Origin of the sequence: Paenibacillus graminis (assembly GCF_000758705.1) — a bacterium.
GTDB classification, from domain to species: Bacteria; Bacillota; Bacilli; order Paenibacillales; family Paenibacillaceae; genus Paenibacillus_AQ; species Paenibacillus_AQ graminis.
Window position 1 is genome coordinate 7,139,551 of sequence record NZ_CP009287.1, and the last position, 26,914, is coordinate 7,166,464.

29 protein-coding genes and 1 tRNA gene are annotated in these 26,914 nt (G+C 47.7%); 3 read left to right on the plus strand and 27 right to left on the minus strand.

What is annotated here, in order from left to right:
* Position 1: 1 nt before the first annotated feature.
* From rplI to rpsF, 11 genes are all read right to left on the minus strand, one after another.
* Positions 2 to 448 carry a 50S ribosomal protein L9 gene (rplI, locus tag PGRAT_RS30910; RefSeq protein ID WP_025707982.1) on the minus strand — a complete coding sequence of 149 codons (447 nt, stop codon included), beginning with the start codon at positions 446 to 448 and terminating at the stop codon, positions 2 to 4.
* Positions 445 to 2,451, minus strand: a complete 2,007-nt coding sequence (locus tag PGRAT_RS30915) for a DHH family phosphoesterase (RefSeq protein ID WP_025707983.1) — start codon at positions 2,449 to 2,451, stop codon at positions 445 to 447. The genes rplI and PGRAT_RS30915 overlap by 4 nt, the downstream gene beginning before the upstream one ends.
* Positions 2,452 to 2,462: 11 nt before the next feature.
* Complete coding sequence (locus tag PGRAT_RS30920) at positions 2,463 to 3,380, minus strand: DUF2232 domain-containing protein (RefSeq protein ID WP_025707984.1); 918 nt, start codon at positions 3,378 to 3,380, stop codon at positions 2,463 to 2,465.
* A gap of 6 nt (positions 3,381 to 3,386) precedes the next feature.
* Complete coding sequence (locus tag PGRAT_RS30925; RefSeq protein ID WP_025707985.1) at positions 3,387 to 3,689, minus strand: MazG-like family protein; 303 nt, start codon at positions 3,687 to 3,689, stop codon at positions 3,387 to 3,389.
* Between the two features lie 188 nt (positions 3,690 to 3,877).
* On the minus strand, positions 3,878 to 4,303 hold the full coding sequence (locus PGRAT_RS30930) for a CBS domain-containing protein (protein WP_020425709.1): 426 nt from the start codon (positions 4,301 to 4,303) through the stop codon (positions 3,878 to 3,880).
* A 140-nt stretch (positions 4,304 to 4,443) separates the two neighbouring features.
* A complete protein-coding gene (locus tag PGRAT_RS30935) occupies positions 4,444 to 5,487 on the minus strand; it encodes an LCP family protein (protein WP_411830799.1) in 1,044 nt (347 codons plus the stop codon).
* 396 nt (positions 5,488 to 5,883) lie between these two features.
* Positions 5,884 to 7,602 carry an oligopeptide ABC transporter substrate-binding protein gene (gene opp4A, locus PGRAT_RS30940; RefSeq protein ID WP_025705548.1) on the minus strand — a complete coding sequence of 573 codons (1,719 nt, stop codon included), beginning with the start codon at positions 7,600 to 7,602 and terminating at the stop codon, positions 5,884 to 5,886.
* A 182-nt stretch (positions 7,603 to 7,784) separates the two neighbouring features.
* Positions 7,785 to 9,779, minus strand: a complete 1,995-nt coding sequence (locus tag PGRAT_RS30945) for an endonuclease MutS2 (protein WP_042267714.1) — start codon at positions 9,777 to 9,779, stop codon at positions 7,785 to 7,787.
* 558 nt (positions 9,780 to 10,337) lie between these two features.
* Complete coding sequence (gene rpsR / locus PGRAT_RS30950) at positions 10,338 to 10,610, minus strand: 30S ribosomal protein S18 (RefSeq protein ID WP_020425713.1); 273 nt, start codon at positions 10,608 to 10,610, stop codon at positions 10,338 to 10,340.
* A 21-nt stretch (positions 10,611 to 10,631) separates the two neighbouring features.
* Positions 10,632 to 11,132 (minus strand): single-stranded DNA-binding protein, encoded by a 501-nt coding sequence (gene ssb, locus PGRAT_RS30955; protein ID WP_025706807.1) that lies wholly within the window; start codon positions 11,130 to 11,132, stop codon positions 10,632 to 10,634.
* A 47-nt stretch (positions 11,133 to 11,179) separates the two neighbouring features.
* On the minus strand, positions 11,180 to 11,464 hold the full coding sequence (rpsF, locus tag PGRAT_RS30960) for a 30S ribosomal protein S6 (protein WP_025706808.1): 285 nt from the start codon (positions 11,462 to 11,464) through the stop codon (positions 11,180 to 11,182).
* Between the two features lie 218 nt (positions 11,465 to 11,682).
* On the opposite strand from rpsF, the gene PGRAT_RS30965 reads away from it, so the two are divergent.
* Entirely contained in the window at positions 11,683 to 11,880 is a 198-nt protein-coding gene (locus PGRAT_RS30965; RefSeq protein ID WP_025706809.1) for a YjzC family protein, read from the plus strand.
* A 360-nt stretch (positions 11,881 to 12,240) separates the two neighbouring features.
* Here PGRAT_RS30965 and PGRAT_RS30970 read toward each other — a convergent pair.
* From PGRAT_RS30970 to PGRAT_RS30985, 4 genes are all read right to left on the minus strand, one after another.
* A tRNA-Ser gene (locus PGRAT_RS30970) sits at positions 12,241 to 12,331 on the minus strand.
* 43 nt (positions 12,332 to 12,374) lie between these two features.
* Entirely contained in the window at positions 12,375 to 12,587 is a 213-nt protein-coding gene (locus PGRAT_RS30975) for a DUF951 domain-containing protein (RefSeq protein WP_025706810.1), read from the minus strand.
* Positions 12,587 to 13,612, minus strand: a complete 1,026-nt coding sequence (locus tag PGRAT_RS30980; RefSeq protein WP_025706811.1) for a mechanosensitive ion channel family protein — start codon at positions 13,610 to 13,612, stop codon at positions 12,587 to 12,589. Before PGRAT_RS30980 ends, PGRAT_RS30975 begins: the two co-directional genes overlap by 1 nt.
* Positions 13,605 to 13,877, minus strand: a complete 273-nt coding sequence (locus PGRAT_RS30985) for a putative Se/S carrier protein (protein ID WP_025706812.1) — start codon at positions 13,875 to 13,877, stop codon at positions 13,605 to 13,607. The genes PGRAT_RS30980 and PGRAT_RS30985 overlap by 8 nt, the downstream gene beginning before the upstream one ends.
* Before the next feature lie 163 nt (positions 13,878 to 14,040).
* Here PGRAT_RS30985 and yyaC point away from each other — a divergent pair, with 163 nt between their 5' ends.
* Positions 14,041 to 14,649, plus strand: coding sequence for a spore protease YyaC (gene yyaC, locus PGRAT_RS30990; protein ID WP_025706813.1), 609 nt, complete (start codon positions 14,041 to 14,043; stop codon positions 14,647 to 14,649).
* On the opposite strand, the gene PGRAT_RS30995 is transcribed toward yyaC, so the two are convergent.
* The 12 genes from PGRAT_RS30995 to rpmH all read right to left on the minus strand — a co-directional run bounded on the left by PGRAT_RS30995 (position 14,621) and on the right by rpmH (position 26,328).
* A complete protein-coding gene (locus tag PGRAT_RS30995) occupies positions 14,621 to 15,121 on the minus strand; it encodes a DUF4446 family protein (protein WP_025706814.1) in 501 nt (166 codons plus the stop codon). The genes yyaC and PGRAT_RS30995 overlap by 29 nt on opposite strands.
* Positions 15,122 to 15,239: 118 nt before the next feature.
* Positions 15,240 to 16,403, minus strand: coding sequence for an aminotransferase class V-fold PLP-dependent enzyme (locus tag PGRAT_RS31000; RefSeq protein WP_025706815.1), 1,164 nt, complete (start codon positions 16,401 to 16,403; stop codon positions 15,240 to 15,242).
* A gap of 96 nt (positions 16,404 to 16,499) precedes the next feature.
* Positions 16,500 to 17,342 (minus strand): ParB/RepB/Spo0J family partition protein, encoded by an 843-nt coding sequence (locus PGRAT_RS31005; protein ID WP_025706816.1) that lies wholly within the window; start codon positions 17,340 to 17,342, stop codon positions 16,500 to 16,502.
* Positions 17,335 to 18,096, minus strand: coding sequence for a ParA family protein (locus PGRAT_RS31010; RefSeq protein WP_025706817.1), 762 nt, complete (start codon positions 18,094 to 18,096; stop codon positions 17,335 to 17,337). Before PGRAT_RS31010 ends, PGRAT_RS31005 begins: the two co-directional genes overlap by 8 nt.
* Before the next feature lie 212 nt (positions 18,097 to 18,308).
* On the minus strand, positions 18,309 to 19,124 hold the full coding sequence (noc, locus tag PGRAT_RS31015) for a nucleoid occlusion protein (protein ID WP_025706818.1): 816 nt from the start codon (positions 19,122 to 19,124) through the stop codon (positions 18,309 to 18,311).
* 481 nt (positions 19,125 to 19,605) lie between these two features.
* Positions 19,606 to 20,328: a 16S rRNA (guanine(527)-N(7))-methyltransferase RsmG gene (gene rsmG / locus PGRAT_RS31020; RefSeq protein WP_025706819.1), complete on the minus strand. Its 723-nt coding sequence runs from the start codon at positions 20,326 to 20,328 to the stop codon at positions 19,606 to 19,608.
* A 3-nt stretch (positions 20,329 to 20,331) separates the two neighbouring features.
* Positions 20,332 to 22,218 (minus strand): tRNA uridine-5-carboxymethylaminomethyl(34) synthesis enzyme MnmG, encoded by a 1,887-nt coding sequence (gene mnmG / locus PGRAT_RS31025; protein WP_025706820.1) that lies wholly within the window; start codon positions 22,216 to 22,218, stop codon positions 20,332 to 20,334.
* A gap of 54 nt (positions 22,219 to 22,272) precedes the next feature.
* A complete protein-coding gene (mnmE, locus tag PGRAT_RS31030) occupies positions 22,273 to 23,649 on the minus strand; it encodes a tRNA uridine-5-carboxymethylaminomethyl(34) synthesis GTPase MnmE (RefSeq protein ID WP_025706821.1) in 1,377 nt (458 codons plus the stop codon).
* A gap of 108 nt (positions 23,650 to 23,757) precedes the next feature.
* Complete coding sequence (gene jag, locus PGRAT_RS31035) at positions 23,758 to 24,492, minus strand: RNA-binding cell elongation regulator Jag/EloR (RefSeq protein ID WP_025706822.1); 735 nt, start codon at positions 24,490 to 24,492, stop codon at positions 23,758 to 23,760.
* Positions 24,489 to 25,406 (minus strand): YidC/Oxa1 family membrane protein insertase, encoded by a 918-nt coding sequence (locus tag PGRAT_RS31040; protein WP_025706823.1) that lies wholly within the window; start codon positions 25,404 to 25,406, stop codon positions 24,489 to 24,491. The genes jag and PGRAT_RS31040 overlap by 4 nt, the downstream gene beginning before the upstream one ends.
* A gap of 86 nt (positions 25,407 to 25,492) precedes the next feature.
* Complete coding sequence (rnpA, locus tag PGRAT_RS31045) at positions 25,493 to 25,843, minus strand: ribonuclease P protein component (protein ID WP_025706824.1); 351 nt, start codon at positions 25,841 to 25,843, stop codon at positions 25,493 to 25,495.
* 350 nt (positions 25,844 to 26,193) lie between these two features.
* Entirely contained in the window at positions 26,194 to 26,328 is a 135-nt protein-coding gene (rpmH, locus tag PGRAT_RS31050) for a 50S ribosomal protein L34 (RefSeq protein WP_019914530.1), read from the minus strand.
* A gap of 351 nt (positions 26,329 to 26,679) precedes the next feature.
* Between rpmH and PGRAT_RS33635 the strand changes: the two genes are divergently transcribed.
* A complete protein-coding gene (locus tag PGRAT_RS33635; RefSeq protein ID WP_155990454.1) occupies positions 26,680 to 26,817 on the plus strand; it encodes a hypothetical protein in 138 nt (45 codons plus the stop codon).
* Positions 26,818 to 26,914 lie beyond the last annotated feature (97 nt).

Genomic DNA, 26,914 nt, shown 5'->3' on the forward strand with positions numbered 1-26,914 from the left:
CTTACTCCTCCGTTACCTGAACCGTGAGGTTAGCCTTTACTTCAGTATGCAGCTTCACCGCTACCTGAAATGTACCCACATGGCGGATTGAATCACTCAGTTCAATTTTGCGTTTGTCAATGGTGATGCCGTGGGCAGCTGCCAAAGTTTCCCCGATCTGTTTGCTGGTAATGGCACCGAACAGCCGGCCGCCTTCGCCAGCTTTGGCCTTCAGCGTCAGCGTCAGCTCGTCAAGCTTCTTGCCCAGCTGAACAGCTTCCTCTTTCTCCTGATCCTTGCGGCGCTGTTCTGCGGCCGCTTGATTCTCCAGCGTTTTTACATTGCCTTCCGTTGCCGGGCGAACCAGGCCCCGCGGCAGCAGGAAGTTGGATGCATAACCCTCTGATACCTCTTTGACCTGCCCTTTCTTGCCTTGACCCTTAACATCTTTTATGAAAATGACCTTCATTCGAACAGCCCCTCTTTCGCTTCAATTTCGGCCAGTACTGCGAGCAGTCTGGCTTCTGCTTCCTTGCTTGTTCCTTCAAGCTGTACGGCAGCGTTGGACAAGTGGCCGCCGCCTCCCAGCTTTTCCATAACTACCTGCACATTCATCCGCCCCAGTGACCGGGCGCTGATACCGATAAGGCCGTCAGGCCGCTCGCTGATGACAAATGAAGCCACCACATTCGTCATACCCAGCAGTGTATCGGCCGTCTGGGCAATCAGCAGCTGCGGAATCTTCATTCCCGGCTCCGTCACAACCAGCGCTATATGATCATACACCATCCGGGCGTGTTTGATAATTTCCGCTTTGGAAATATACTCCTGCAGATCCTCCTTCAGCATCCGCTGAATCAGAATCGTATCTGCCCCGACCCGGCGCAGAAACCCTGCTGCTTCAAAGGTTCTGGACCCGGTGTGAAGCGCAAAATGCTTGGTGTCCACTGTAATTCCGGCGAGCAGCATCGTAGCTTCCAGCGGGCTGAGCTTGATCTTGTCATGAATGTACTGCAGCAGCTCTGTTACCAGCTCGCAGGTAGACGAGGCATAAGGCTCCAGATAGACCAGCACAGCATCATTTATGAATTCCTCACCTCTGCGGTGGTGGTCTACGACCACAATGCGGCTGGCATATTGCACCAGGCGCGGCTCCATTGTCATGGATGCCTTATGCGTATCCACCACAATCAGCAGGGTGTGCTCCGTCATGACCTGGAGTGCTTGTTCCGTAGAGATAAAGGACTTGTTCAGCTCCTCATCCCGCCGGATCTGCTCCATCATCCGGGTAATGGAAGGATTCGGTGTCTCCATCACAATGTTAGCTTCCACATTGTACATCTGTGCCGCCTTAAGCAGACCAATCGCTGCCCCTACAGCATCGATGTCAGGCGTCCGGTGGCCCATGATCAGCACCCGGTCGCTTTCCTGCATCAGATCGCGCAGGGCGTGCGCAATAACACGGGCCCGCACTCTCGTGCGCTTCTCCGCTGCATTGCTCTTGCCGCCGTAGAAGGACAGCCGCTGGCCCGCCTTCACGGCCGCCTGGTCTCCGCCCCGGCCGAGGGCCATATCCAGGCTTGATTGTGCCAGTGCCCCGAGCTCACTGGCAGATTCCGAACCATAGGCGAGTCCGATGCTTAACGTCATCGGCACCTTGAGATCTGCGGTCATTTCCCGCACCTCATCCAGAATCACGAACCGGCTTTCTTCGAGGGCCTGCAGGCTGCGGTGATTGAGCAGCATGAGATACCGCTCCGAAGACAGCCGGCGCAGGTACACTTCAAACTGCTTGCTCCACTCCGTAATCTCGCTGGCCACCTTGGCGATCAGGGACGTGCGCTGCTGATCGTCCATGCCTTGGGCCGCTTCGTCGAGATTATCCATCATCACAATGCCGATCGCGAGCTTTTCTTCCTCATAGCGTTCGCGGAGCACCACAAGCTCAGTAATATCATACAGATACAGCAGCCGTTCGCTGGGGATTATCACCACCTGATAATGGTGTTCATCCACTGCTATTTCTTTACGGATCTCCTTCAGTACATTTTCTTTGGAAGCTTCCCGTTTGACCGGTACATGTCCAGCCGCGGAAGGCATAACGTCAGGCAGCAGTTCCTCAATTTCTTCTCCTACCAAAGACTTTCGTGAAAAAATATCACCTGCGCTGCGGTTGTTCCATTCAACCTTACGGTCCTCGCTGTACAGAATAATGCCCAGCGGAAGCATACTGACCGCTTCACCCTCAACCCGCTTAATCCGAAAGGATAGCCCATTGATATATTCGACCAGATTCCGCCGGAACGAGAGCTCTGCCTGCAGCATGGAGAAGCAGAGGGTCCCGGCCAGAAATAAACTGGCGACACCAATAACCCAGTTATAGAAACTGACTACTATAATCAGCAGCAGCAGCAGCATAAACGCCCATACGGTATGATAGCCGTGCCAGCGTCTTTGCAGAAATTTTGGCATGAGCTCTCACCCTATCGTTTCGATTTCGTCACAAGCTCGCGCAGCGGGAACGCCAGGTCGACTATACCGATGATCCACAGCCCCGGCATCAAAATTACGGGGATTGCCAGCAGGAGTGCCACAACCTTGCTCCATTTCCGCTCATACACCAGAAAGAAAAGGAACCCGATGGTCTGAATGATAAAAGCAATCCTTAGCAGCGGCAGCAGATTATCCGATATCATCGGCATGAATCCGCTGTCTGCTCCTCCAAACACGAGGCTGAGCACAACACCCAGCAGATAATACCAGATGAACGATCTTGGCAGTCTCCATTCACGGGCTGGTTTCATTCGCGGCACGGCATATTCCATGCTGTTCAGAATCGGACGGACAATGGAATGTGTGATCACAGCTATCATAAACGAGCTGATGATTAGTGTCATTGGAATGATCTGGACAGTCATATGGCTGATTGTACTTACGTCCTCCGAGGAGAGTTTCAATTCGGACATCAGCGGATTGCCGGCCCCCAGCTCCGATAGCGGTGAATTCACCATCTGCAGCACATCATTCACATAGGTGGTAAGGTCAAAATTAAACAATGCTGTTCCGAGCAGCAGCAGAAGCAGGAATTCGGCCAGGATGGTAATCATTCCGGCGAGCAGAGTGGACATCGCTGAAGAGCGTTTCTTATACCATCGTCCCATCACCAGGGCGGGGATTAAGAAATAGACCGCTATTAAGACATAGACGGGTGTGATCAGACCGACAATCAGCAATACAGGCAGAATATGAATAATGAACTGCTTTGTATTCAGAGTAGTGAACAATACTACTGCCGGTATAATCATAAATAGTGTAGTGATAATAAGCAGTGGGGTTGATAACGAGAGCAGCAACAGCAGATACGCTATGCTCCATGCCACCGATGTCCAGCGAAATTTCAACAGTATTCACCTCTTACGCATATGTTCTTCTAACGCAGATATATCCTGGTACCATTCTTCCAGTTGATGCCCTTCCTGCCTGTGCTTTCTGAGCTTCTCAATCAGGAGATCGTCGAGCTCGCGATACGGGATGCCCAGTCTGCGTCCAAGAATGTAGGAGCTCATAATCAGGCTCGCCAGACTGTCTCCTACACGCGCGGTGCTGCCTTCCCAGAGCGCTTTAAATAACCGTGAGACTTGATCAATTACTTCAGTTTTCAACCATTCAATTACTTTGGCGCGTTTGGCCACATCCAGGTCCTTCGGCACATTGGGCACAGTCTCTCTACCTCCGGCAAAAAACATTATTCTCAATTATAGCATAAATATTTCCCAGCTACACGGGACGTCCACCGCTCATGAAATTCAAGGGCTGCGCTTTCAAAAAAGGCCCGCATTCCGTGACCGCCGGAAATACAGGCCTTGGTACAACTTGCTCAACTGCCGGGAATAAATGTTTATAACGATTCCTGCGATTGGCGGGAAACAACCTTCTCGCAATACTCAATAATCTGACTCCTGCGGACAATACCGATAAATCGGTTCATGTCGTCAACCACAGGCACAAAGTTCTGCACCTTGGCCAAATTAATCAAATCCTCCATATCTGCATCAATGGACACCGGCAGATTATTCATCCGCAGCGGAACATCCTTCAGCAGATATTTTGAAGCATTTTCGAAAGTCACCGCTCCACCTGAATCCTTCATATACCACAGCAGATCGCCTTCCGTTACTGTCCCGGCATATTCTCCATTCCGGTTCAGAATCGGTACAGCCGTATAGCGGTGAAATTCCATCCGTTCGAGAGTCTGGCGCAGCGTTGAATCCAGGGTTACGCAGGCGACCTCTTGTTTCGGAAGTAAAAAAAACGCAATATTCATCTCTTGATCCTCCTCAAAGAGTTCCGAAGGAATTATTATGCCAATCATCCGTTCCAATTCATTATAACATGAGAACAGTAAGCAGCAGCCATTAAGATTGTATATGGCTGCTGCGGTTCCTGCTTATTCTTTTGCGGAGATTACTGCGCTGCGGCTGTAGCTGCTGGCTCCAGGGCGTTTTGGGCTTTTCCCGGCTCGATTAATTGGTCTACCGGTGTGCTGGCATTCATCCAATTGTCAATCATAGCCTTGGCTTCAGTGAGGTCCTCTTCATCTACGATATCATAATAAACCCCGCCGATACGTTCCCCTTCACCCATCACAGTAAAGCTGGAGATATCCATATCCTTGCCGCCCATGAATTTTTTGGCGAGGCTTATAATCATTGACGGCTGAATATCCGTCTTGAAATTGTCACCCATTATGTCCAGCAGCTCCGGGATATTTCCAATTTGGCTGATGGACAGCATCTTGTTCGCAACGACGTCAATAAAAACCTGCTGCCGTTTGGTACGGTTGAAGTCGCTGTCCTCGCGATAACGGGTGTAATTAAGGGCCTCTTCCCCATTATAGTTAGACTTGCCGCCTTCGATAGTGAATTTTTCATGATCCTTGCCTTTGTTCACAATATCTTTTTTGATCGGCAGCGGAACACCGCCAATCGCATCCACCGCATCTTTCAAGCCTTGAAAATTAATTGTGGCATAATATTGAATATCGTGCCCGAGCAGGTTTTCCAGTGTGTCCTTGGCCATCTGCTGCCCGCCAAAAGCATAGGCATGCGTAATCTTATCCTTTTTATTGTCGTCATGTCCAATGATCTCGGTGTAGGTATCCCGCGGTATGGAGATGAGCAGAATCTTATAGTCCTCCGGACGAATAACTGCATAGATCATGGTATCCGAACGGGCAGTCTCATTCTCGCGCTGGTCTGTACCCAGCAGCATTAGGGAGAACGGGTCACTTTTGTAAACAACAGGTTCGGGTTTGACCGTAGTGGTGCCGTCATTAACAAGAGGCTGGTAGGATTCCTGCGTCAGCTTATCCTCGACCCGATCCGACAGAAAAAGATCAAAGGCCAGTACGGCCAGCGGTTTCTGGAACAGAAAGCCACCGCCAATGATTACCACCAGCGCAGCAATCAGGATGATATATCTTTTTTTCATTTTTTTGAATTTTTTCATAATTTTTGATTCCTTCTTTATGGTGGAATGTATATATGATTGCTCGCGATCTATTTTCAATGCTTGCCGGGAGGGTTCCAGGCAGTCATGGCTGGGCTTTTCTTGGCTGGTATGGGTTGCCCCGATTCAGTGTTAGGATTCCCCCCTTTCAGGAATTCGGGTCATTCTAATTGTAGAATAAACTTGGAAACCACCTTTGACACATAAACAATATTTCTATTGTAATCACTTAGCGCCTAAAAAGAAACAACAAATAACGACAAGTTTAGTACTGAAGCTGCTTGTAATCTATAAAGTATATGACGTGCGAAAGTTGATTTTGATTCGTATTTTGCAAAAAAAACAGCAAAGCTGCAGTATCCGCCTGCACTAGGAGGCGGGTCCAGAGCTTCGCTGTTATTCATTTCCTTCCTTTATCCACCATGTCTGCGGGTCAATGATGTTGCTCATCGAATTAACCCTCACGTTCTGCAGACGTTTGTTGACGGCCGTTATATTTATGCGCTCAGCAAAAAAGATCATCGGCACTTCGTCATTCACTAATTTTTGCCATTCGTAATAGACGTTCTTACGGTATTCTTTATCATAAGATTTGATTCCCACGCCTTCCCGAATCAATTCCTCATTGCGTTTTGAACTGAAGCGCGGGTAATTCCACAGATCAATTTCTCTCCATAAACCCGACGGGTCCGGGTCGCTGGCCAGCCCCCATACCCCGTTGAAGAGCTCAACTGAGGGGTCATCATTCTCTACAGCTTCATAGAAAGCATTAAGATCCTTAAGCTGTCCGCCGTTTAAGCGTACATCCAGTCCAACGTCACGCCAATTCTGCAGAATAGCGCGGGTCCTTGCTTCTGCCGTTGTGCTTCCCGTCATAGCATCATAATGAATAACAAACGGAGCGCCTTTCGGGTCCTCCCGGAACCCATCGCCATCCTTGTCCACGTATCCTGCATCATTCAGCAGCGCCTTGGCCCTCTCCGGACTGTAGGGATACGTATTGATTTCTGAATCGGGAATTTTCGCCCAGCTTGAGCTGGGGACCGGTGTTTCAATCAGACTGCCAAGACCGTAGGAATATTGGTTAATGATCCCTTCACGATCCAACGCATAATACATAGCCTGCCGCAGGCGTTTATCCGCGAATTTCGGATTATCCATGACAATCTTCTGGGTCTCTTGATCCCAAGATCCAAATTTGAATCCTATGTATTCGTAAGACAGCTCAGGCGACTGCAGAATATCCACCCGGTCCAGCTGTTTCAGCGAAGCATACGCATCACGCGGGGCAGTAGCGATATCAATGACATCCTTATCAAGAAGATTCACGATTTCCTTATCATCGAACACCTTATACTTCACACCGTCCAATAGCGGTTTTCCCTGATAGTAATCCTCAAAGGCCTTCATCTCCACCAGCTGTCCAGGCTGGATATTGGTCACTTCAAAGGGGCCAATGCCGATGGGATGCTTTCTCACCGGATCGCTGTCCGGCATATCCTTAACCGCGATCCCGCTGTACACTTTTTTGTTCATCGGGTACGGCCACAGATTATCCAGTGCATTCACCCTTACACTATTCATGGTTATTCTCAGGGTGTAAGGATCGATTACCTTAATCCCGCTGATTTCCTTGGCTTTTCCCTTATGATAGGCTTCCACGCCTGTGATCATTTCTACGCTATAGTACCGTGACCCCGTATACTCTGGACTGGCAATGGTTTCTAGCGCGAATTTCCAATCCTCTACCGTTAATTCATCGCCGTTGTGCCACCGGACGCCTGGCCTTATTCTGAACGTGAACACGGTATGATCGTCTGATTCCTGCCAGGAAGCGATACCCGGAACCGTGGTTAAGTCATCGTTTACTCTAAACATAGCTTCTGTAATGAATTCCAGTACCTGGTAGTCGTCCTCGCCTTCATAAAAAGCAGGTTCAAACAGCCCTTGAAACGGAGAGGAGTATCCGTATGTAATCGTTCCTCCAGCTGCAGGCACTTCTGCCTCATTATTCGAAAGAACTCCATAGGAAAGCCGCTCCGAGCCTATCCCGCTGCAAGCCGAAAGCATTAACGCCATCGTCAGCACCAGCCCGCAATATCTGCGCTTCATCATATTATTCTTCCCTTCCGCTTATGTAAGCGTTATCCAAAAAAGTTTTCTTTATATTCTTAAAGTTTCATTGTCATAGTATTTAAGGCTACATTATTGAGAATATACAATTTTCGTCCTAAAGTGAAGCATTTATAGAAAAAAGCCTACCCTTACGGGCAGGCCACATGCTTTTTCTGCAGCAACTATTTTTCTTCTTCCTCGTGAATAATGCTTAGCCCCTCCACATGCCTTTTCCGCATCAGCTTGCGCTTTTTCCGTGTTTCCTTGCTTTCAAAAATGATATCAAAATCGTATTCTTCAGGGTACAGTTCTTCCTTCGAGAGGTATGGCTTAAGGCGCTTATGGTTAAATCTCATTTTTTGCTTTTGAATCATGACACCCACCATTCCCATTGCATCCCTTGTCTCGTAGACAATCCCCGTCCTGTCCAGCGAATTCACATACACTGCATCACCGATTTCAAAATCCTTTTTCGGCGCTTTACCATCAGCTTCTTGGGCAGGCCCCTGTTCAACCGCTGGAATTTTGACCGGCCCTGCTGCTTCGGTTGGGAGCGGTTCTGTACGCTGTATCTCCTGCTTCGCTCTTTCAGCAGGCCTATGGTGTCCTGAACAGTTCAAGCTGTCCCAGCGCCCTCTGTCCCCATCCATTTCACGCTGCTGCTCCACAAGCTGCTGCGAGCGCCGGATCACAGTCTCCGGAATACCCAGCTTCTCGGCAATCTGCAGGGCATAGCTTTCACCTGCTTCACCAATTGTCAACCGGTACAGCGGCTGCAGAGTGTCCTTGTCAAACTCCATCCGCGCATTTTGGAACCCGCTGGTAGAGGCTGCAAAAACCTTAAGCTCATTAAAATGGGTAGTCACTATGATATTTGCGCCTTTACGGTTCAATTCCTCAAGTATAGCAATAGACAGCGCAAAACCTTCTCCCGGGTCCGTACCCGCCGCAAGCTCATCGATCAGCAGCAGTACGCCTTTGCCCGCATCTCTCAGCATTCCCTCAATACTCCTCATCTGTGCTGAAAAGGTGCTCAGAGACTGTGTCAGGCTCTGTCCGTCGCCAATTACGCTGATTACATCCGTGAACACTGTAAAGTCGCTGCCTTCCTCTACAGGCACCAGCAGGCCGGACTGCACCATTAAGGTTAATAGTCCCAGCGTCTTGAGTACAACGGTTTTGCCGCCCGTATTCGGTCCGGTGACTATTAGAGATTTATACCCATTGCCGAATTCCAGGCTGACGGGTATCATTCCTTCCAGCTTGGGATGCCTGCCCCCATTCATTCTCAGATAGCCGCGGTCGTTCAGAGCCACACTTCTCGCCCCCATCGTCCGGGCGTATTTGGCTTTGGCGAAGATAAAATCGTAATTCCCCGTGATCTCAATATTCAGCCGCAGCGCCGCCTGTTCCTGCTCCAGCAGGCCGGTCAGCATGCTTAAAATCAGCATCTCCTCCCTGGCCTCTTCAGCAGCCAGCAATTCAAGCTCCCCTTGCAGCGAAGCAATCTCATAAGGCTCAACAAAAACGGTTTGCCCGCTGGTGGACTGATCCAGCACCGCTCCCTTTACCTGCTTGTGATATTCCCGCTTTACGGGAATCACATACCGCCCGCCGCGCATACTTACCAGATTCTCCTGCAGGATTCCCTGGTGTTTGGCCATTACAGCTTCAATCTTCCGCTGCAGCCTGTCCTTAGCCACAGCCAGCCGTTTCCGGACCCGTTCCAGCCCCTTGCTGGCGTGGTCGTCAATGGTCCCTAACCGGATGCAGCGTTCAATCTCCTCCCGCACCCCGCTCAGTTCCATCAGAGACGCTGCATAGGATGCAATTCGCGGAGCACTCTGCTCTTTGGCCTGCATGTATTTACGGAGCTGACTGCAGCTCTGCAGAAACACCGAGACCGCCATAAAATCCTTCTCGCTGTACAAATATCCCGTTCCCAGCAAAGACATCAGCCACTCCATTCCCTCCAGAGAAGGGATCGGTACACTTGCCCCTTTCTCCAAAAGATCCTTTGCCTCAGCAGTTTCATCCAGCGCCCGGTGAATCGCTGGCAGATAGGTCATAGGCGTAAGACCCCCCACCGCTTTTTTTCCTTCATAAGATACTGCATAACGCCCAAGATCTTGCTTCATTTCTTCATATTGCAGTGTTACCTGGCTTTCTGTATTCATTGGTACTGCTCCTCCTTATACCTCGCCTGAGCTCCCAGGGCGGGCTTCTGTTCTGCCCCAACGCAAAAAGGGCAAAGACTGCCACTACGGCAGTCTTTGCCCTCATCTGCTGCTGTCACCCTCTTTGTGCCTCAGTCTGTTTCCATTTAACGGGAATTTCAGCCTGAAGACAGAAAAAACCGTGCTGCAAGAGCACGGTTTAATCACAAAGAGAACAACAGCCGTAAAGAGGCCATATGACGCTTCGCGTGTGTCCTTAACTAATTCATCCATCCTCCCGAAACCGGAATACATCCTGCTGGACATACTCAAATACAACACGCTTTAAGCATAAAGCGAGCCCTGGGCGGCTTACGGGTCAGACGATATGAAATTGCTTAGTTAAGAACGCTCACCAACATCAAAATTTCCCCTTTAGTTATAGGATACCTGTAATTTACTACATTCCGCTGTCTGCGTCAAATATCTGAACTGCAAGATGAATTGTGGCATGAAACAAATAAGTCCCTATATTTAAATAAAAAAGCAGCCGAGTGGTCGGCTGCTTCATAAAACGTCCTATTCCGTTGTGTAAGGCAGCAGCGCGATTTGACGCGAGCGTTTTACAGCAATGGTCAGAGCGCGTTGGTATTTTGCACTTGTACCTGTTACACGACGCGGCAAGATCTTTCCGCGTTCGCTGATAAACTTCTTCAGAAGTTCAGTGTCCTTGTAGTCAATGTGAGTAATCTTGTTCACAGTGAAGTAGCACACTTTTTTGCGCTTGTTGCGTCCACCACGACGTGCAGGTCTTTTGTCGTTTTCTCCGCCTTCTCTTTGTTTGAAAGCCATGTCAGTTCAGTCCTTTCCTAATTAAAATGGCAAATCATCGTCCGATATATCGATCGGTTTTCCATCGCCCGAAAAAGGATCTTGATTATTGTTGTTACGCGAGAAATTATTGTTATTTCCGCGTCCACTGTTACCGCCGCCACCATAGGATGGTTCTTCAGGTACATTCCCGCCACTTGGCGCATTGCCACCTTCACGATTCTGCGAAGATTCCAGAAAACGGACATTATCGGCAATAACTTCAGTAACGTATACACGTTTGCCTTCGTTATTCTCGTAATTCCGTACTTGAATGCGTCCTTCCACGGCTGTCAGACGTCCTTTGCGCAAGTAATTGGCACAGGTCTCAGCCAGCTGTCTCCAGGTTACTACCGGGATGAAGTCCGCTTCGCGTTCGCCGTTTTGGCCCGTAAAGTTGCGGTCTACGGCAAGCGTAAACTGCGTTACAGCAACACCAGCAGGAGTATAACGAAGTTCCGGGTCACGGGTCAACCGACCGATCAGAATGATACGGTTCAACAATTCTGTCCCCTCCTTATAAGCGATTCGTTACAAAGCTTGTCAAGATCTTAGGCAACGTCGTTCGTAATGAGATAACGAATGACTTCGTCAGAAATCTTCATGATACGTTCCAATTCAGTAACTACTGCAGGTTCTGCAGTAAAGTTAACCAAAACATAAACGCCATCACGGAATTTCTTGATCTCATACGCAAGACGGCGTTTACCTTGCACATCGTGCTTTGTAATTTCTCCGCCGTTGGAGATGATGCCTTGGAATTTTTCGACTGCTGCTTGAACGGCTTCTTGTTCAATGTCAGGACGAATAATGTACATGACTTCATATTTGCGCATAATTTTCACCTCCTTATGGTCTGAGGCCCCTGATCACGTCAGGAGCAAGGAACGAGCACAAACATAGACTCGCACCAAATTAATATACCAAATTGTCCAGAAGAGTGCAAGTTATATTTATGAAGGAAGGTCATGGATACTTTTTGGTTACATGAAGACCAGGCCATAGGCGCACAATAACACAGCAATACTCACTTTTGTTAAGGAGGAATGGTTCAATGGGCGAACAAACCGAATACGAAAAAGGCGACAAAGCCCCGAATCCGGGCATCTATACGGAGGTAGGCGAAGCACGCAGCTTCCACACCCAAATTCAGAATCCCAAACGGATCGAAATGAAGAAGGGTGACACCTTTCCTGAAACCTCTAACAAAGACCGCAAGTGGAAAAAGGCGGAAAAGGCACGGGTTCATTAATTTTTTTAAGCTGCATGTATAAAAAAAACATTATGACACATACTATTCTCAGGCAGTACAAAAGAGAGGTGTGGTTCCGTTGGACGTCGTAGACGAACACAATCACAAGGATTCTGAATCAGCATCTATTGTAAGTCGGGGAGAGTAAAGGCTGCCCCTTAAAAAAGGGTTAAGCCTGGCAAAACCTGCATCACTTTAGCGGCTATAGACAGATAAAATCCGAACATCATTGATGTACTGCCTCTCAAGAGGGACCCGAAAAGGTCCCTCTTTTGTTTTCACTTAAACCGTGCGAAATAAATAAAAAAACCTCCGTTATCTCAACGAAGGATTCATAAGTGAACGTATGTAGAACTGAAATGGCGGAGAGGGTGGGATTCGAACCCACGCACGCTGTGACACGCCTAACTGATTTCGAGTCAGCCCCCTTGGGCCTCTTGGGTACCTCTCCGCAGCAAGATTTATTGTAACACGCCAGTTTTACTTTTGCAAGTTTAATTATTCGTGGTTTCACCCTCGGCGGAACGCAGCACTTTTTTCATATTCTTCTCGAACTTAGCCCGGGGAATGAGAACACTGTGATGACAGCCGGTACATTTAATCCGGATATCCATCCCCATCCTGATGATCTCCATTTCATTGGTTCCGCAAGGATGCGGCTTTTTCATGAGAACAATATCGCCAAGCCCAAAAACCTTCCGTTCCATTACTTCTCCCCCTTTTCTTCCTCATGCGTGGCAGCAACCTGTCTGTCAGGTCGATTCCCCGAGGATTCGCGCCCACTGGGCGGCGCCTCCAAGGCCTCCATTTCCCTCGCAGCCCTTTCAGCCTGTTCCGCTTGTTCACGCGCCTCCTGCTCAGCCTTAGCCGCCTCCAGCGCCGTCTGTTTCTCCAATGCCCGCTTGATATCGCTTTGGATTTGCCGCTCCGCAGCATCCCTGGCATTCGGAAGACAATGGGCCGCTACTCGAATCACATATTCCGAGGTGCTCATCGACTGAATTCCCAGAATATTCGGATAGGCTACGACATTTGTGTTCCGCTCTTCTATCCCCTTAAGCGCTTCTCCAATCAGAGCGAGCGTGGCCTCCAGCCCCCGTTCGATCTTTACAGGAACATCCACTACCGCGAGCGCATTAGCCAGCGAATAGTTCGTTACGTTGATAATTGTTCCATTGGGGATAATATGCACCTCACCGGTGCTGCTAAGCAGCCTCGTCGTTCTGAGGCCAATCATTTCTACCGTCCCCTTGTAGGTCCCTGTCTGAATCACATCGCCAACTGCGAACTGATCTTCAAAAATAATAAAAAAGCCTGTTATTACATCCTTGACCAAACTCTGCGCGCCAAACCCGATGGCAAGCCCGACTACTCCGGCTCCGGCCAATAATGGACCCAAATCGAAATGGAACTCTGAAAGAACCAGCATGATCATTACAAAATTGCAAATGAACGTAACCACATTTTTCAGCAGCCCGCCAACGGTTGAGAATCTGCGGCTATCACCCAACAGCCTCCCGCGGGTCTCCTTTTCCATTGAACGGTCGATCACCTTAGATACAACCTTTATAATGATACGGGTCAAAATAAAGATTAAAAGAATACGCAGCCCTGCAAATAGTACGTTCGCCCACATATTCGCATCTGTTAACAAATTCCATACTTTATCCTTGAACTTTACCGCACTTTCCACAGCATTTGCAGTAGTTGCTTCAAGCATCCACCTATTCATCTAACCCCTCCTTTTCCCCAATCAATGCGTAGCCGCCTTCTTCCATCTCTCTAAAGATCCCGCGTATTTCAACACTCTGCTCTTCTACAATCTTCCGAACCTCACCAAGCGCTCCGCGAAAGAATTGGATCGACATTGCACACCCGGCGGTAATCTCCTTCGGAGTAGGGAAGATATCAATTTCGATCCCTGCATATTCAAGCAGCATCTCAGCGCGCAGCGCCTGTTGGGTCGAGTCAAAGGCGATCAGAAGTTCCTCATCCATATGCAAGCCTCCTTCTGGGTTTATCGTCCTATCTCTTTACCGCGAAGTATAAAAAACATTTTTCATCCATATACTAGGAACATTAACAGGCTATCAAGCTGAAATATAATTGCTAACCTTGCTGGTATTTTCACATCTTCTCCGTCTGAGAAAGGAAGATTATATGAATGTCTCTTCGAAAGCTGTCCCTTTGCCGGAACCGTCTTGTTTAAAAATATCACATGCAGATCCCAATATCTATTCGGCCATTACACACCGGCTGCTGTTTCATTTTTCCCGTACCAATGCGGATACACCCATTATTATCGTCTGCGTGGGTACAGACCGATCCACCGGTGATTCGCTCGGTCCGCTTGTCGGTACAGCATTAGCCCGTTTCCATAGTCCCTTATTTCATTTGTATGGCACATTAGACGAGCCTGTACATGCTGTAAATTTGCAAGAAACACTTACCCTTATTCACGAAAAACACAACAATCCATTCATCATCGGCATCGACGCCTGCCTGGGCCATTCCGCCAGTGTCGGCTGCATTCAGGTGGTTGACGGTCCGCTGAGGCCCGGAGCTGGGGTGAATAAGCAGCTCCCCCCTGTCGGAGATATTCATCTCACCGGAATTGTAAATGTCGGCGGATTTATGGAGTACTTCGTCCTGCAGAATACTAGATTAAGTCTGGTCATGCGATTGTCGGATATCATTGCTTCCAGTCTCTATTCCGCCTTGAAACAATGGAATCTCCATGCTAGTTCTGCTGCGACGCGAGAGCGATAACTTCCTTTTCCTCGGGTGACAGCGGGTACTGCGATTCCCCGCCCTCGAGCGGTTTAGAGTAGATATACGAATTTTCACGGTTATGCAGACTGGTCAAGACTACACCACTGCGGTTGTCGTCAATGATAGCAAGCGAGAAGCTCAGGTCATTCCCCCGCTCTCCAAAAGCATTGTATCGTTTCACCGCAACCTTTGACTTCATGCCGCGGAGTTTGACCTGTGCTGCTTCAATTATTGTATTTTGCTCGCGTTGAACTTCTTCCAGCATGTCCCCCTGATTTTTGAGATCAATCAACAAACTCTCCAAATCTTCAATTCCATTGCCCCTCATCATAGCCTCATATTTCCGCCGCATAGTACGAATCTTCGCTCCCTGTAGAATCAATACAATTGCCAGCACGACGATGATCAGTGCAAACCCCATGATAAACATTGACAGCTGCTCACTAATAATTTCATTTAACTCCGACATGGTTGGACCATCCTTCTGTATAAATATAAGAATCTATATGATGCAATACAACATCTATCTTCAACTCAATGAAACTTTATCGTTCTCAACAAAGGATAGCTTAGTTTTCCACTGCATCTTATCCTACACTTGTGGCGCCATACATCTCCAGCATAGCAGCAACCATCCGGTCAACATCCTCTTCTGTCGAAGTAACGCCCACACTCGCTCTTACGGCTCCACTTTCTAATGTATATGCAGCTTTATGGGCCAGCGGAGTACAGTGCATGCCTGCGCGCACCGCAATATTATATTTACGGTCCAGACGGTGGGCGATCTCTGCCGAATCCTGCCCCTCAACCACGAAGGATACGATTCCGCTCCGCTCCGAACCCAATTTAGGCCCAAGCAGTCGGATTCCAGGAACGACGGACAGGCCCTCCATTAACTTCTGAGTCAGTTCCCACTCTTGGCGGTGAATATTTCCCGGTCCCAGCGACATTATTTTGGTCACACCCGCCAGCAATCCGGCTATGCCCACCCCATTTTGTGTCCCAGCCTCATAACGGTCAGGACGAACATTGGGCTGTCCGCTATTTTCCGACTGGCTTCCGGTTCCCCCCTGCATCAGGGGGATCAAATCCAGTTCAGGCGCGATGTACAATCCTCCTGTCCCCTGTGGACCCAGGAGACCTTTATGCCCCGGAAAAGCAAGCAAATCTATATTCATTTTTTTTACATCAATGATTAAGGAGCCGGCACTTTGAGCAGCATCCACCAGAAATAGAGCACCTTTAGATTTTGCAATATCTCCAATTTCCCCAATGGGCAGAATGCTCCCCAGCAGATTAGAGCTATGATTGCATATCATCATTTTGGTGTCAGTTCTAAAGGTCCTCTGCAGTTCAAGCAAATCCACCTGTCCTTCGGGGTCTACCTGTATATAATCAATAGAAATGCCCAACGTCTGGCGTAAAAATTCTAAAGGCCTGCGAACAGAGTTATGTTCCGTCATTGTAGTAATCACGTGATCCCCTGGTTGAAGTGTACCCTTTATAGCCATATTTAGCCCCATGGTAGTGTTTTGGGTAAAGGCAATATCCTGGGCATTGGAGACAGAAAAAAGTTCTGCCAGCTTGTTCCGCGCTCTCACCATTACCCGCCCTGCCCCAATCGCCAGCGAATGATTCCCACGTCCGGCATTTGCACCGGAATTTTGCAACGCATCCATCATGGCCGCAGCAACTTCAGGCGGTTTCGGCCATGATGTTGCTGCATGATCCAAATAAACGAGCTCCCCCATCTCCTCACCCTTACCTTATAATTTTAAAAAACATATCCCTCCATATCCGTTTTAAGGGATATCTCAGGATATGTTTTTCAGACAAAGATATCCATATCAATTACCCAATAGTTCCAACAGTCTTTCCAGGTCTTGGGCACTGTAATAGTTCAATTCTATTTTCCCTTTTTCTTTTCCTTGTTTTATTTTCACTGTTGTTTTAAATCTCTCGCGCAACAATTCTTCCACATTATCAATGTAAGGATCACGTTTCACAACCTTCGCTTTAATCGCTCCAGTTGGTTTGCGGTCAAGATTTTTCACAACCTCTTCCAGCTCTCTAACACTCCATTGTTGTTCCACACATTGTTCTGCCAACTGCTTAACTGTTTCAGGATCCTTCAGAGCCACAATTGCTCTGGCATGCCCCATGGAAATTGTTCCACGTGAAACATATTCTTTAACCTCTTCCGGCAAAGAAAGCAGTCGCAAAAAGTTGGCAATATGCGATCTGGATTTACCCACCTTTAGCGAAAGCTCCTCCTGGGTGAGCGCAAATTGATCCATCAGCCCTTGGTAAGCGACCGCGATTTCCATTGCATTGAGGTTTTCTCGCTGTAAGTTCTCAATCAGTGCAATTTCCATAACCTGCTGGTCACTCAGACTGCGAACAACCGCAGGAATCGTTGCTTTGCCACAATACTGCGACGCCCTAAATCTGCGTTCACCGGCAATGATTTCATAACCCTTCAGAACACTCCGGACGATGATCGGTTGAATCACTCCGTGCTGTCTGATCGATTCAGCCAATTCTTGAATAGCATCCTCATTGAAATCCTTGCGAGGTTGATAGGGGTTTGCCCGTAATTGCCCTAAAGGTATCTCCACAACCTTATCATCTTCGTTGATCGACAAGGATGGTATTAACGCATCTAGACCTTTCCCTAAACGCTTACTCATAAGAGATCACTTCCTTTGCCAACTCTAGGTAAACTTCCGCTCCTTTGGAGCGATTGTCATAAGTAATAATCGATTGCCCATGTGATGGAGCTTCACTCAATCTTACATTACGAGGAATGATTGTTCTGTAAACTTTCTCCTGGAAATACTTTTTCACCTCTTCGATAACCTGAATCCCCAGATTCGTCCGGGCATCTAGCATCGTCAACAGCACTCCCTCTATCTTCAGGTGAGGATTGAGGTTTTTCTGAACCAGTCTTACAGTATTCAGCAGTTGGCTCAAACCCTCCAGTGCGTAATACTCACATTGAATTGGAATGATAACAGAATCCGCCGCAGTGAGCGAATTAATGGTAAGAATACCCAATGAAGGTGGGCAGTCAATAATAATATAATCATAATTCGACTTGACCGCATTTAATGCCTTCTTCAATTTCAACTCTCTGGATATGGTGGACACCAGTTCGATCTCTGCACCCGCCAATTGAATCGTTGCCGGAATAATATGAAGACCTTCGATTTGAGTCTCCAATATCGTTTCCTGTGGATTTGCTTCATTAATAAGAATATCATAAATGCAATTTGCTACATCCGCTTTGTTGATGCCAACGCCGCTAGTAGTGTTTCCTTGTGGATCGATATCAACCAGAAGCACTCTTCTCCCTAGAGTAGCCATTCCGGCACCCAGGTTGACAGAGGTCGTTGTTTTACCGACACCACCCTTTTGATTTGCTATGGCAATAATCTTGGACACTAATTTCACCTCGAATTGTTAGAAAGAGTCATCTTGTAGGTCATGAGTTGTAACGGCGCAATCGCCTGTTGAATTGTGGCATCAATTTACGAGAAATATAGGCAAATATACAAAGTTAGCTTCATGTTTGATCTATTGGCAAGATGCGCCGGTTTAGGTCACAGAAAAGGCGGCCAATCACCTCAGGGCCGCCTTCAGCTTTTTAAACCATTTTATCTTTTTGGAATTTGAATAACAATCTCGTAATGGTCGCCACGGTCATTTTCGGAGGTTTTAATCTCCATTCCCGAACCGGAAACCATATCTATGGATTGACGAATTGTATTTAGAGCGAGACGAACATCCTTAGTGTAGGAAACCCGTTTTGACTTTTTAGTCTTTGAAACTTCTTTATAGAAGGCAATGCGGGCTTCTGTTTGTTTCACATTCAACCCTTTGGCAATGATCTCACCCAGCACCTTCAGCTGCATTTCTACAGTGTCCAGCGACAGCAGTGAACGCGCATGCCGTTCCGTGATTTGTCTTTCCATCAATGCTGTTTTCACTTGCTCAGGGAGCTGCAGCAAGCGGATTTTGTTGGCAATCGTTGATTGGCTTTTGCCAAGGCGCTGTGCCAGGCTTTCTTGAGTCAACTGATGAAGATCGATTAATTTTTGATAAGCGATAGCCTCTTCTATTGAGGTCAAACCCTCACGCTGCAAATTTTCGATTAGAGCAATAGACGCTGCTTGTGAATCATTGAATTCACGAACAATGGCCGGTATTGTTTCCATGCCCAGCTTTTTAACTGCCCGCCAGCGACGTTCTCCAGCAATAATCTCATACAGGGAATCACGCACGCGAACAACTATAGGCTGAATAACACCATGAGTTTTGATAGTCTGGCATAGCTCGTCTATCTTTTCATCATCAAAAATTGTCCGTGGCTGATATGGACTGCTGATGACCTCATGAACCGGGATCTGTTTGATCTCTTCTCCGCTGCTCCGCTCGGTAAATCCAAAAAGCTTGGTGAATTGTTCTTTCATTCCGTTCATAACCACCTAATTTCGTTATAGTACGATCTTCTTGACCTTGCCTAGCGAAAAGCTTATCGTACAGCAAGTAGAAACGGCTATGCCGTCCTCAAAGGATCATATGCTTCCGAAGCAGCGATACCCCGCCCCGCTTTCAGGTACCCGTTTCAGAAAGGAATAAAAAGATGATTGATAGATTGAAACAAATCCATCCTAATATTCCAATGAAACGGCCCGGAAATCACCCAGGCTTTAAGCCTTTATATATTGGAGATTCTGCAGCGCTTCTATCGCCTTCGCATGAAAAGTCTTACTATATTATTCTATCACTTTTTAGTCTATAATCCTATTCTCCAAAGAGACCTATTTTTCCTGCATTTTCTGTTGTTTACATCCCAAATAGAAGGAAACGTAAAAAACAAGCCCCCATAGGAATGGAAGCTTGATTTTATTAAACACCTTGTGTGAATGGTAAATGTTTCACGTGAAACAATCAGATCAGTGGAGCTTTGGCAGGCATTCCAGCTTTGCGCGGATATTTTGCCGGTGTAGCTCCTGATTTACGGATGATAACTATATGCCTTGCCGACTCTTCAACAGGAAGAGTGAATGACTCCACCTTCTGTAGTTCGGCACGCAATTCCTTGAAGCTGCGTTTAGCCTCTGTTAACTCCTCCGACGGATCATTGCCCTTCATCGCCGCAAAAAAGCCATCTTTTCGCGTAAATGGAAGACAAAATTCATTCAGCAGCGCTAAGCGTGCAACTGCACGCGCTGTAACCAAGTCATAAGCATCGCGGTGTATGAACTGGCGTGCAACATCCTCTGCCCTGCCATGGATTAGCTGCACATTCTTTAACCGCAACGTGTCACAGACATGTTGTAAAAAAGAAATGCGTTTGCTGAGAGAATCCACGATCGTTAGCTTTAAATGCGGGAAACAGATTTTTAAGGGAATTCCGGGAAAACCTGCGCCGGAGCCGATATCCGCCAGTTTGTTCACCTCCCCCATATTCATGAAGAAAGCCAGGGAAAGTGAATCGTAAAAATGTTTCATGTACACTTGCTCGCGTTCAGTTATGCCTGTCAGATTCATTTTTTCATTCCATGAAACAAGTTCTGTGAAGTATAGCTCGAATTGCTCCAGTTGCTTGGGTGATAATGTGATTCCTTGGGCTTGCACTAAAGCGGTAAACTGCACTGCAGTGTTATCCATAGATTATCCTTTCGCTGCCGTCACACGGTTATAATGCTCCAAATGTACAAGAAGAATGGAAATGTCCGCTGGTGTTACACCGGCAATTCGCGATGCCTGGCCGATGGATATAGGTGCGATTTTGGTCAGCTTTTGCCGTGCTTCCATTGCCAATCCGTGAATTTCATTATAGTTGATATCCTCTGGAATCTTCTTTTTTTCCATCTTCTGCAGTTTTTCAACATGCTGAAGCTGTTTTTCAATGTAACCAGCATATTTAATCTGGATCTCTACCTGTTCCTTCATTTCCTCATCCAGTCCCTCAGGTGAAGGAGAAACAAGGTCAACAAAACTATAGGCCACTTCCGGACGCCGCATTAGCGTCAGTAAGTTGCTTCCATCCACAATAGGTGCGGATTCATATTCAGCAAGTGCAGCATTAACATCTACAGGTTTAACTTTGGTCTCCCGGAGACGTGTGATTTCACGCTCTACCCGTTCTTTTTTATCCAGGAAAGCTTCATAACGCTGTTCGGGAATCAGACCGATTTCATAACCAATAGGTGTCAAGCGCAGATCCGCATTGTCATGGCGAAGCAGTAAGCGGTATTCCGCACGTGAGGTCAGCAAGCGATATGGCTCATTGGTTCCTTTGGTAACCAGATCATCAATCAGTACACCAATGTACCCTTGCGAGCGGTCCAGCACAACCGGCTCCTTCTCCTGGACCTTGCGTGCCGCGTTAATCCCGGCGATTACACCTTGTCCAGCCGCTTCCTCATAACCGGATGTACCGTTGATCTGTCCAGCCGTGAACAGTCCAGGTAGACGTTTGGTTTCCAGTGAGGGCCAGAGCTGGGTTGGAACCATTGCATCATATTCAATAGCATAACCATTGCGCATCATTTCAACCTTTTCCATTCCCGGAATAGAACGGAGTACAGCTAACTGAACATCTTCCGGAAGACTGGTGGATAGCCCTTGGACGTAATATTCCGCAGTGTTTTTACCTTCTGGTTCCAGGAATATCTGATGCTGTGATTTATCGCTGAATCGAACCACCTTATCTTCAATAGAAGGACAATATCTTGGACCTGTTCCTTCAATAATACCGGTGAACATGGGAGCCCGATGGAGATTGTCATTTATAATCTGATGGGTAACCTCGGAAGTATAAGTCAGCCAGCAGGGAAGCTGTTCATTATCGGATGATTTGGTTTCAAAAGAAAAGAACTTCGGTTTCTCGTCCCCCGGTTGAATCTCGGTCTTGGAGAAATCAATGGTATCCTTATGCACCCGCGGCGGTGTGCCTGTCTTAAAACGTACAAGGTCAAAACCAAGCTCACGCAGATGCTCGGAAAGTCTCACCGAAGGCTGCTGATTGTTCGGGCCGCTCTCATAAGTCAGCTCACCCATAATCACTTTGCCGCGCAAATAGGTTCCTGTAGTCAGGATAACCGTTTTACTGTGGTATACCGTACCTGTCTTCGTAATTACACCTGCACATCTGCCATTCTCAACAATCAGTTCTTCCACCATTCCCTGGCGAAGCGTCAGATTCGGTGTTTTCTCCATCGTTTCTTTCATTGCATGCTGATACAGGAATTTGTCGGCTTGCGCCCGCAACGCATGTACAGCGGGGCCTTTGCCTGTGTTGAGCATACGCAGCTGAATAAAGGTTTTATCAATATTACGGCCCATTTCGCCGCCCAGTGCATCAATTTCGCGCACTACATGCCCTTTAGCAGGCCCGCCAATGGACGGATTACACGGCATGAAGGCCACCATATCCAAGTTGATTGTAATCATCAGCGTGCGGCAGCCCATTCGTGCTGCGGCAAGGGCTGCCTCGCAGCCGGCATGCCCTGCGCCAATGACCACTACGTCATAGCTGCCTCCATCAAAACTCATATGTGATACCTCCCAGGTTATTCTTTTATAGTAGCTGCACTTCAACAAGCGCAGTTATTTCCCTAAACAAAATTGCGAAAAGATTTGATCCAGCAATGAATCTGCAGCGGTATCGCCTATAATCTCTCCGAGCTGTTCCCACGCCAGACGTACATCAATCTGTATCATATCAATGGGAACAAGCATATCTGCAGCCTCGTAGGCGTCCTGCAGCGATTTATATGCTTTTTTGAGCAGAGCGATATGTCTCACGTTGCTTACATAAGTCAGGTCGCCCGACTCCAGTTTGCCTCCAAAGAAGAGTTCGGAAATCGATTCCTCCAGCTTATCCAAACCTTCCTCCTCCAGCACAGACATCGGAACAATGCTCGATTCGCTGAAATAAGAGAGCAGCTTGTCCTTTTCCAGCCGGGAAGGTAAGTCCATTTTATTCATGATTACCAGTGCTTGTCTACCTTGGATTTGTTCCATTAATGCCAATTCATCCTCATGCAGCTCATCGGCAGCGTTCAGAACGAGCAGAATCAGATCTGCATCGCTAAATGCAGCTTTGGAGCGTTCTACTCCTATTTTCTCCACTACATCCATGGTTTCGCGAATCCCAGCGGTATCAAGCAGTTTAAGCGGGATGTTGTTGATAGTTACGTACTCTTCTATAACGTCACGCGTTGTACCCGGAATATCGGTTACTATCGCTTTGTTGTCACGGGCAAGCGCGTTGAGCAAAGAGGACTTGCCTACGTTGGGGCGGCCGACAATAGCTGTCGTGATGCCTTCACGCAGTATTTTTCCTTCATTCGCTGTTTTGAGCAGCTTGTTAATCCCGTCCATAACTTCACTGCTTTTATCCTTAATAAATTCAGCCGTCAAGGCTTCAACATCATGCTCAGGATAATCAATATTTACTTCGATATGGGCCAGCATTTCAATAAGGGTGTGGCGCAGCGTATGAATCCTATCGGATAGGGAGCCGCTGACCTGCTTAAGGGCAACCGAAAAAGCCCGGTCCGACTTGGAACGGATCAGATCAATTACCGCCTCCGCTTGGGAAAGGTCAATACGTCCACCCAAAAATGCGCGTTTCGTGAACTCTCCGGGTTCGGCTAGTCTAATATCGCACTGCAACAGCAAGTCCATTACTCTACGTACCGAGATTACTCCGCCATGGGCGCTAATTTCTACTACATCCTCGGTAGTAAAAGAACGCGGACCCTTCATTACAGTTACCAGCACTTCTTCCATTCGCTCTCCATCAATGGGACTAATGATGTGTCCGTAATGAACGGTATGCGATTCCACTTCTGTCAGCGGTGTCTTACCGCGGAACAATGGAGCCACCTCCGCTATCGCCTGCGGGCCGCTAACCCGGATAATTGCAATTCCTCCCTCGCCTAATGCCGTTGATACGGCAGCAATGGTGTCACTATGCATTCTCTATTCACCTCAATTTTATCTGCCTCAGTTTAGCAGAAAGGTTCTCTATTCCAAAAAAACAATGACCCCTTACATTGGTCAAGGAGTCATTGCGGCATATAGTCTCTACTTCAATGTGATAACAACACGGCGGTTCGGTTCCTCACCCTTGCTTAGTGTGTTCACTTGCTTGTGATCCTGCAATCTGGAGTGGATAATCTTCCGCTCCTGCGGTGACATCGGCTCCAGCACAACCTCTTTGCGGGTACGGACAACCCGTCCTGCCAGACGGTCAGCCAACTCCTCCAGCGTCTTCTTACGGCGTTCGCGGAAGTTCTCCGCATCCAGTATAAGCCGGATAAAACTATCGGAATAACGGTTGGCCACAATATTGGCCAGATACTGCAGAGCATCGAGAGTTTGTCCTCTTCTGCCGATCAGCAGTCCTAGATCTGGACCCGCTATCTGCAGAACAGTCGATTCCTTGGCATGAACGACTTCCACTTCCACCTCGAGCCCCATGCTCTTGGCGACATCCACTATGAAATGAACGGCCTCTTGGTAAGCTTCCTCCACCGGGTGTCCGGAATCTTGGCGCGGTACACCGCCGGCAGCCTCCTGTTTGCTCTCTCTTGTTGACTGCTGAGGCAGAGACGGAGCACTCGCCGCTGATGCCGGTGCGGCTTCGGCAATCAAGGTCAATTCCACCTTGGCACCTTTCGCACCGATCAATCCCAGGAATCCTCTTGATGGCTGTTCAAGTACGTTGACCGTTACCCGGTCCTTGTGAACTCCAAGCTGGCTCAGTCCCCGTTCTACAGCTTCTTCAATGGTTTTCCCTGTCGCGACGACTTTGCTCATTTTGACTTTTTGGCCTCCTTCTTTCCTTTGCTGCTATTGCCTTTCGCAGCTGGAGTGACATCCTTGCGCGCGTTAGTGTTCTTGCTTTTTACCAGATTGACTTCTTTGGCACTACCTGCACCAGCACCGGCAGTGGCCACAGCCAGTTTGGTTTTGTCATTGTTGCGGTATAAGAAGTAGTTCTGAATAATGGTATACAGGTTACTGTAGAACCAGTACAGCGGAAGCGCTGACGGGAAGTTGTAAGACATGATGAAGATCAGAACCGGATACACCATCATCATGAACTGCATAGGTCCCTGCTGCTGTACAGGGTTCATCTTGGTCATCATCCGGGTCTGCAGGAAGGTGGTGGCTGCTGCAAGGAGCGGCAAGATGAACAGATGATCGGGCTTACCGAGCTGCAGCCATAGGAACGAGTGCTCTCGCAGAGACGGGTTATAATAAATCGAGTTGTAAAGCGCGATAAAAATCGGCATTTGCACAATCAGCGGCAGACAGCCAGCCATTGGGTTAACCTTGTTCTCCTGGAACAGGCGCATCGTTTCCTGCTGCACCTTTTCAGGTGTATCTTTATATTTTTTCTTAATTTTCTCGAGTTCTGGTTGAATGGCCTGCATTGCACGCGAGCTCTTCACCTGTTTCATCGTTAACGGCAGGATAAGAGTACGGACAATGATAACCATTACAAGGACGGCGAAACCATACTGTCCATTAAACCATTTGGCGAATGTATCGAGCGCAATGGCAAAATAATAAACGACGTTGCTCTGCCAGAAGCCTCCATTCTTCAAATCCTCCGTAGTGTGCGTCACGGCTGACGACGGAGCGCACCCCGACAGAACAGCAATCATCAATACCATTACACCGAGGAGAAGAAACCATTTTCCTCGTCTAGTCTTCATTAGAGACACTTCAAAACCCCTCTCTTAAACATTCCATTGCACCGTAAATCATACCATATTTACGAGTACAAATAAACAAGCCCCTTATGCCCCCATTACGTGCGTGAAGCCTTGAGCAGCTTGGCTTTGCGAAGCACATGCAGCACGCTTTTCTCCAGCTCGGCATAATCCTTGGAGAGCGCTCCTTTTCTTACGATGAACACCATATCAAGCCCCCCGGCAATTTCCGGTTCATGGTGCCTTACAATCTCTTTTACCAGCCGTCTCATCCGGTTTCGGACAACCGCGTTTCCGACCTTCTTGCTGACCGAAACCCCCAGCCGGAACCGCTCAACCTCTTTTCTGCTGAACCAATACACTACAAACTGATGATTGGCAAATGACTTCCCATGGCGGTATACGCGGCTGAAGTCGGCACGGTTTCGTAATCGTAAACTTTTGTGCACGGGAATCTCCTATTCAAAGACCGGGTTCTAAGCGCTCCGGAATTTTATCTTCTAATTAGTATAGTCATCGGGGAGCTGGCATAAACAGCGCTCGCTGCATACCCCTGAAAGCCACACCCCATACATGCATATATTAAAAAGCCCCGCAAAGTATAGCCAACACGGACTTAGGCGTATTCCTCTGCAGAGCCAAATCATATCCTTAGAATAAGAAGAAACGGCAACCCCTATTTCTCAGAGGTCTGACCCGCTTCGTCGGGTATATAAGGAAGCAATTCATTTGCAGCTGCAAACAAGGCTTCCTTAGCATTTAAAAAAGGACCACCGCAGTGGTCCCTAAGTGGCCTAACTTACGCACTCAAAACTTTTCTGCCTTTCAAGCGGCGGGCTGCCAGCACTTTACGGCCGTTTTTCGTGCTCATTCTTTTGCGGAAACCATGTACCTTCTTGCGTTTACTCACATTCGGTTTGAACGTCGGTCTCATGTATTGCACCTCCCTTACAGGATCATAATTACTGTCATATAAGCAGAAACGGACTAAGCCGTCCTTGAAGTAGGGACAGTATCTACAAGTATTATCATTTTAATATGGAGACATATCCTCACAGAAAACACCTTTATATATTTAAACACATAATCGCTGCAAAAGTCAACCTTGTCCGCCCACATGCAAGTCCTCTCTTTTCATGGCGATATCCACAGTCCTGATTCCCCCAAAAAATAATCCACAGCGTTTCACAGTTATCCACCTGTGATCAAATTTAAAATAAACTACTCACAGCTGCGCACAACCTGTGTATAAAAAAAGTCGAGGTTCGAAGAGATCTGTCGAATCGTGAACAAATTATCAACAATATGTAGTGTTGTTCTTAAAAATTATACACAAGTGATTGAATTTGTGGATAAAATCGCCCTGCTCATTGAAAAACAAGGGTGGTTTTGCTATGATGGTATTACTTTTGAATGTGAATAGATTTGTTTGTTCTCTATATTATCAACAAGCTGTGGATAAAGTTGTGAACAATTCAAATTTATCCATATTTTTTTGTCTCTATATATTGCCTATTGGG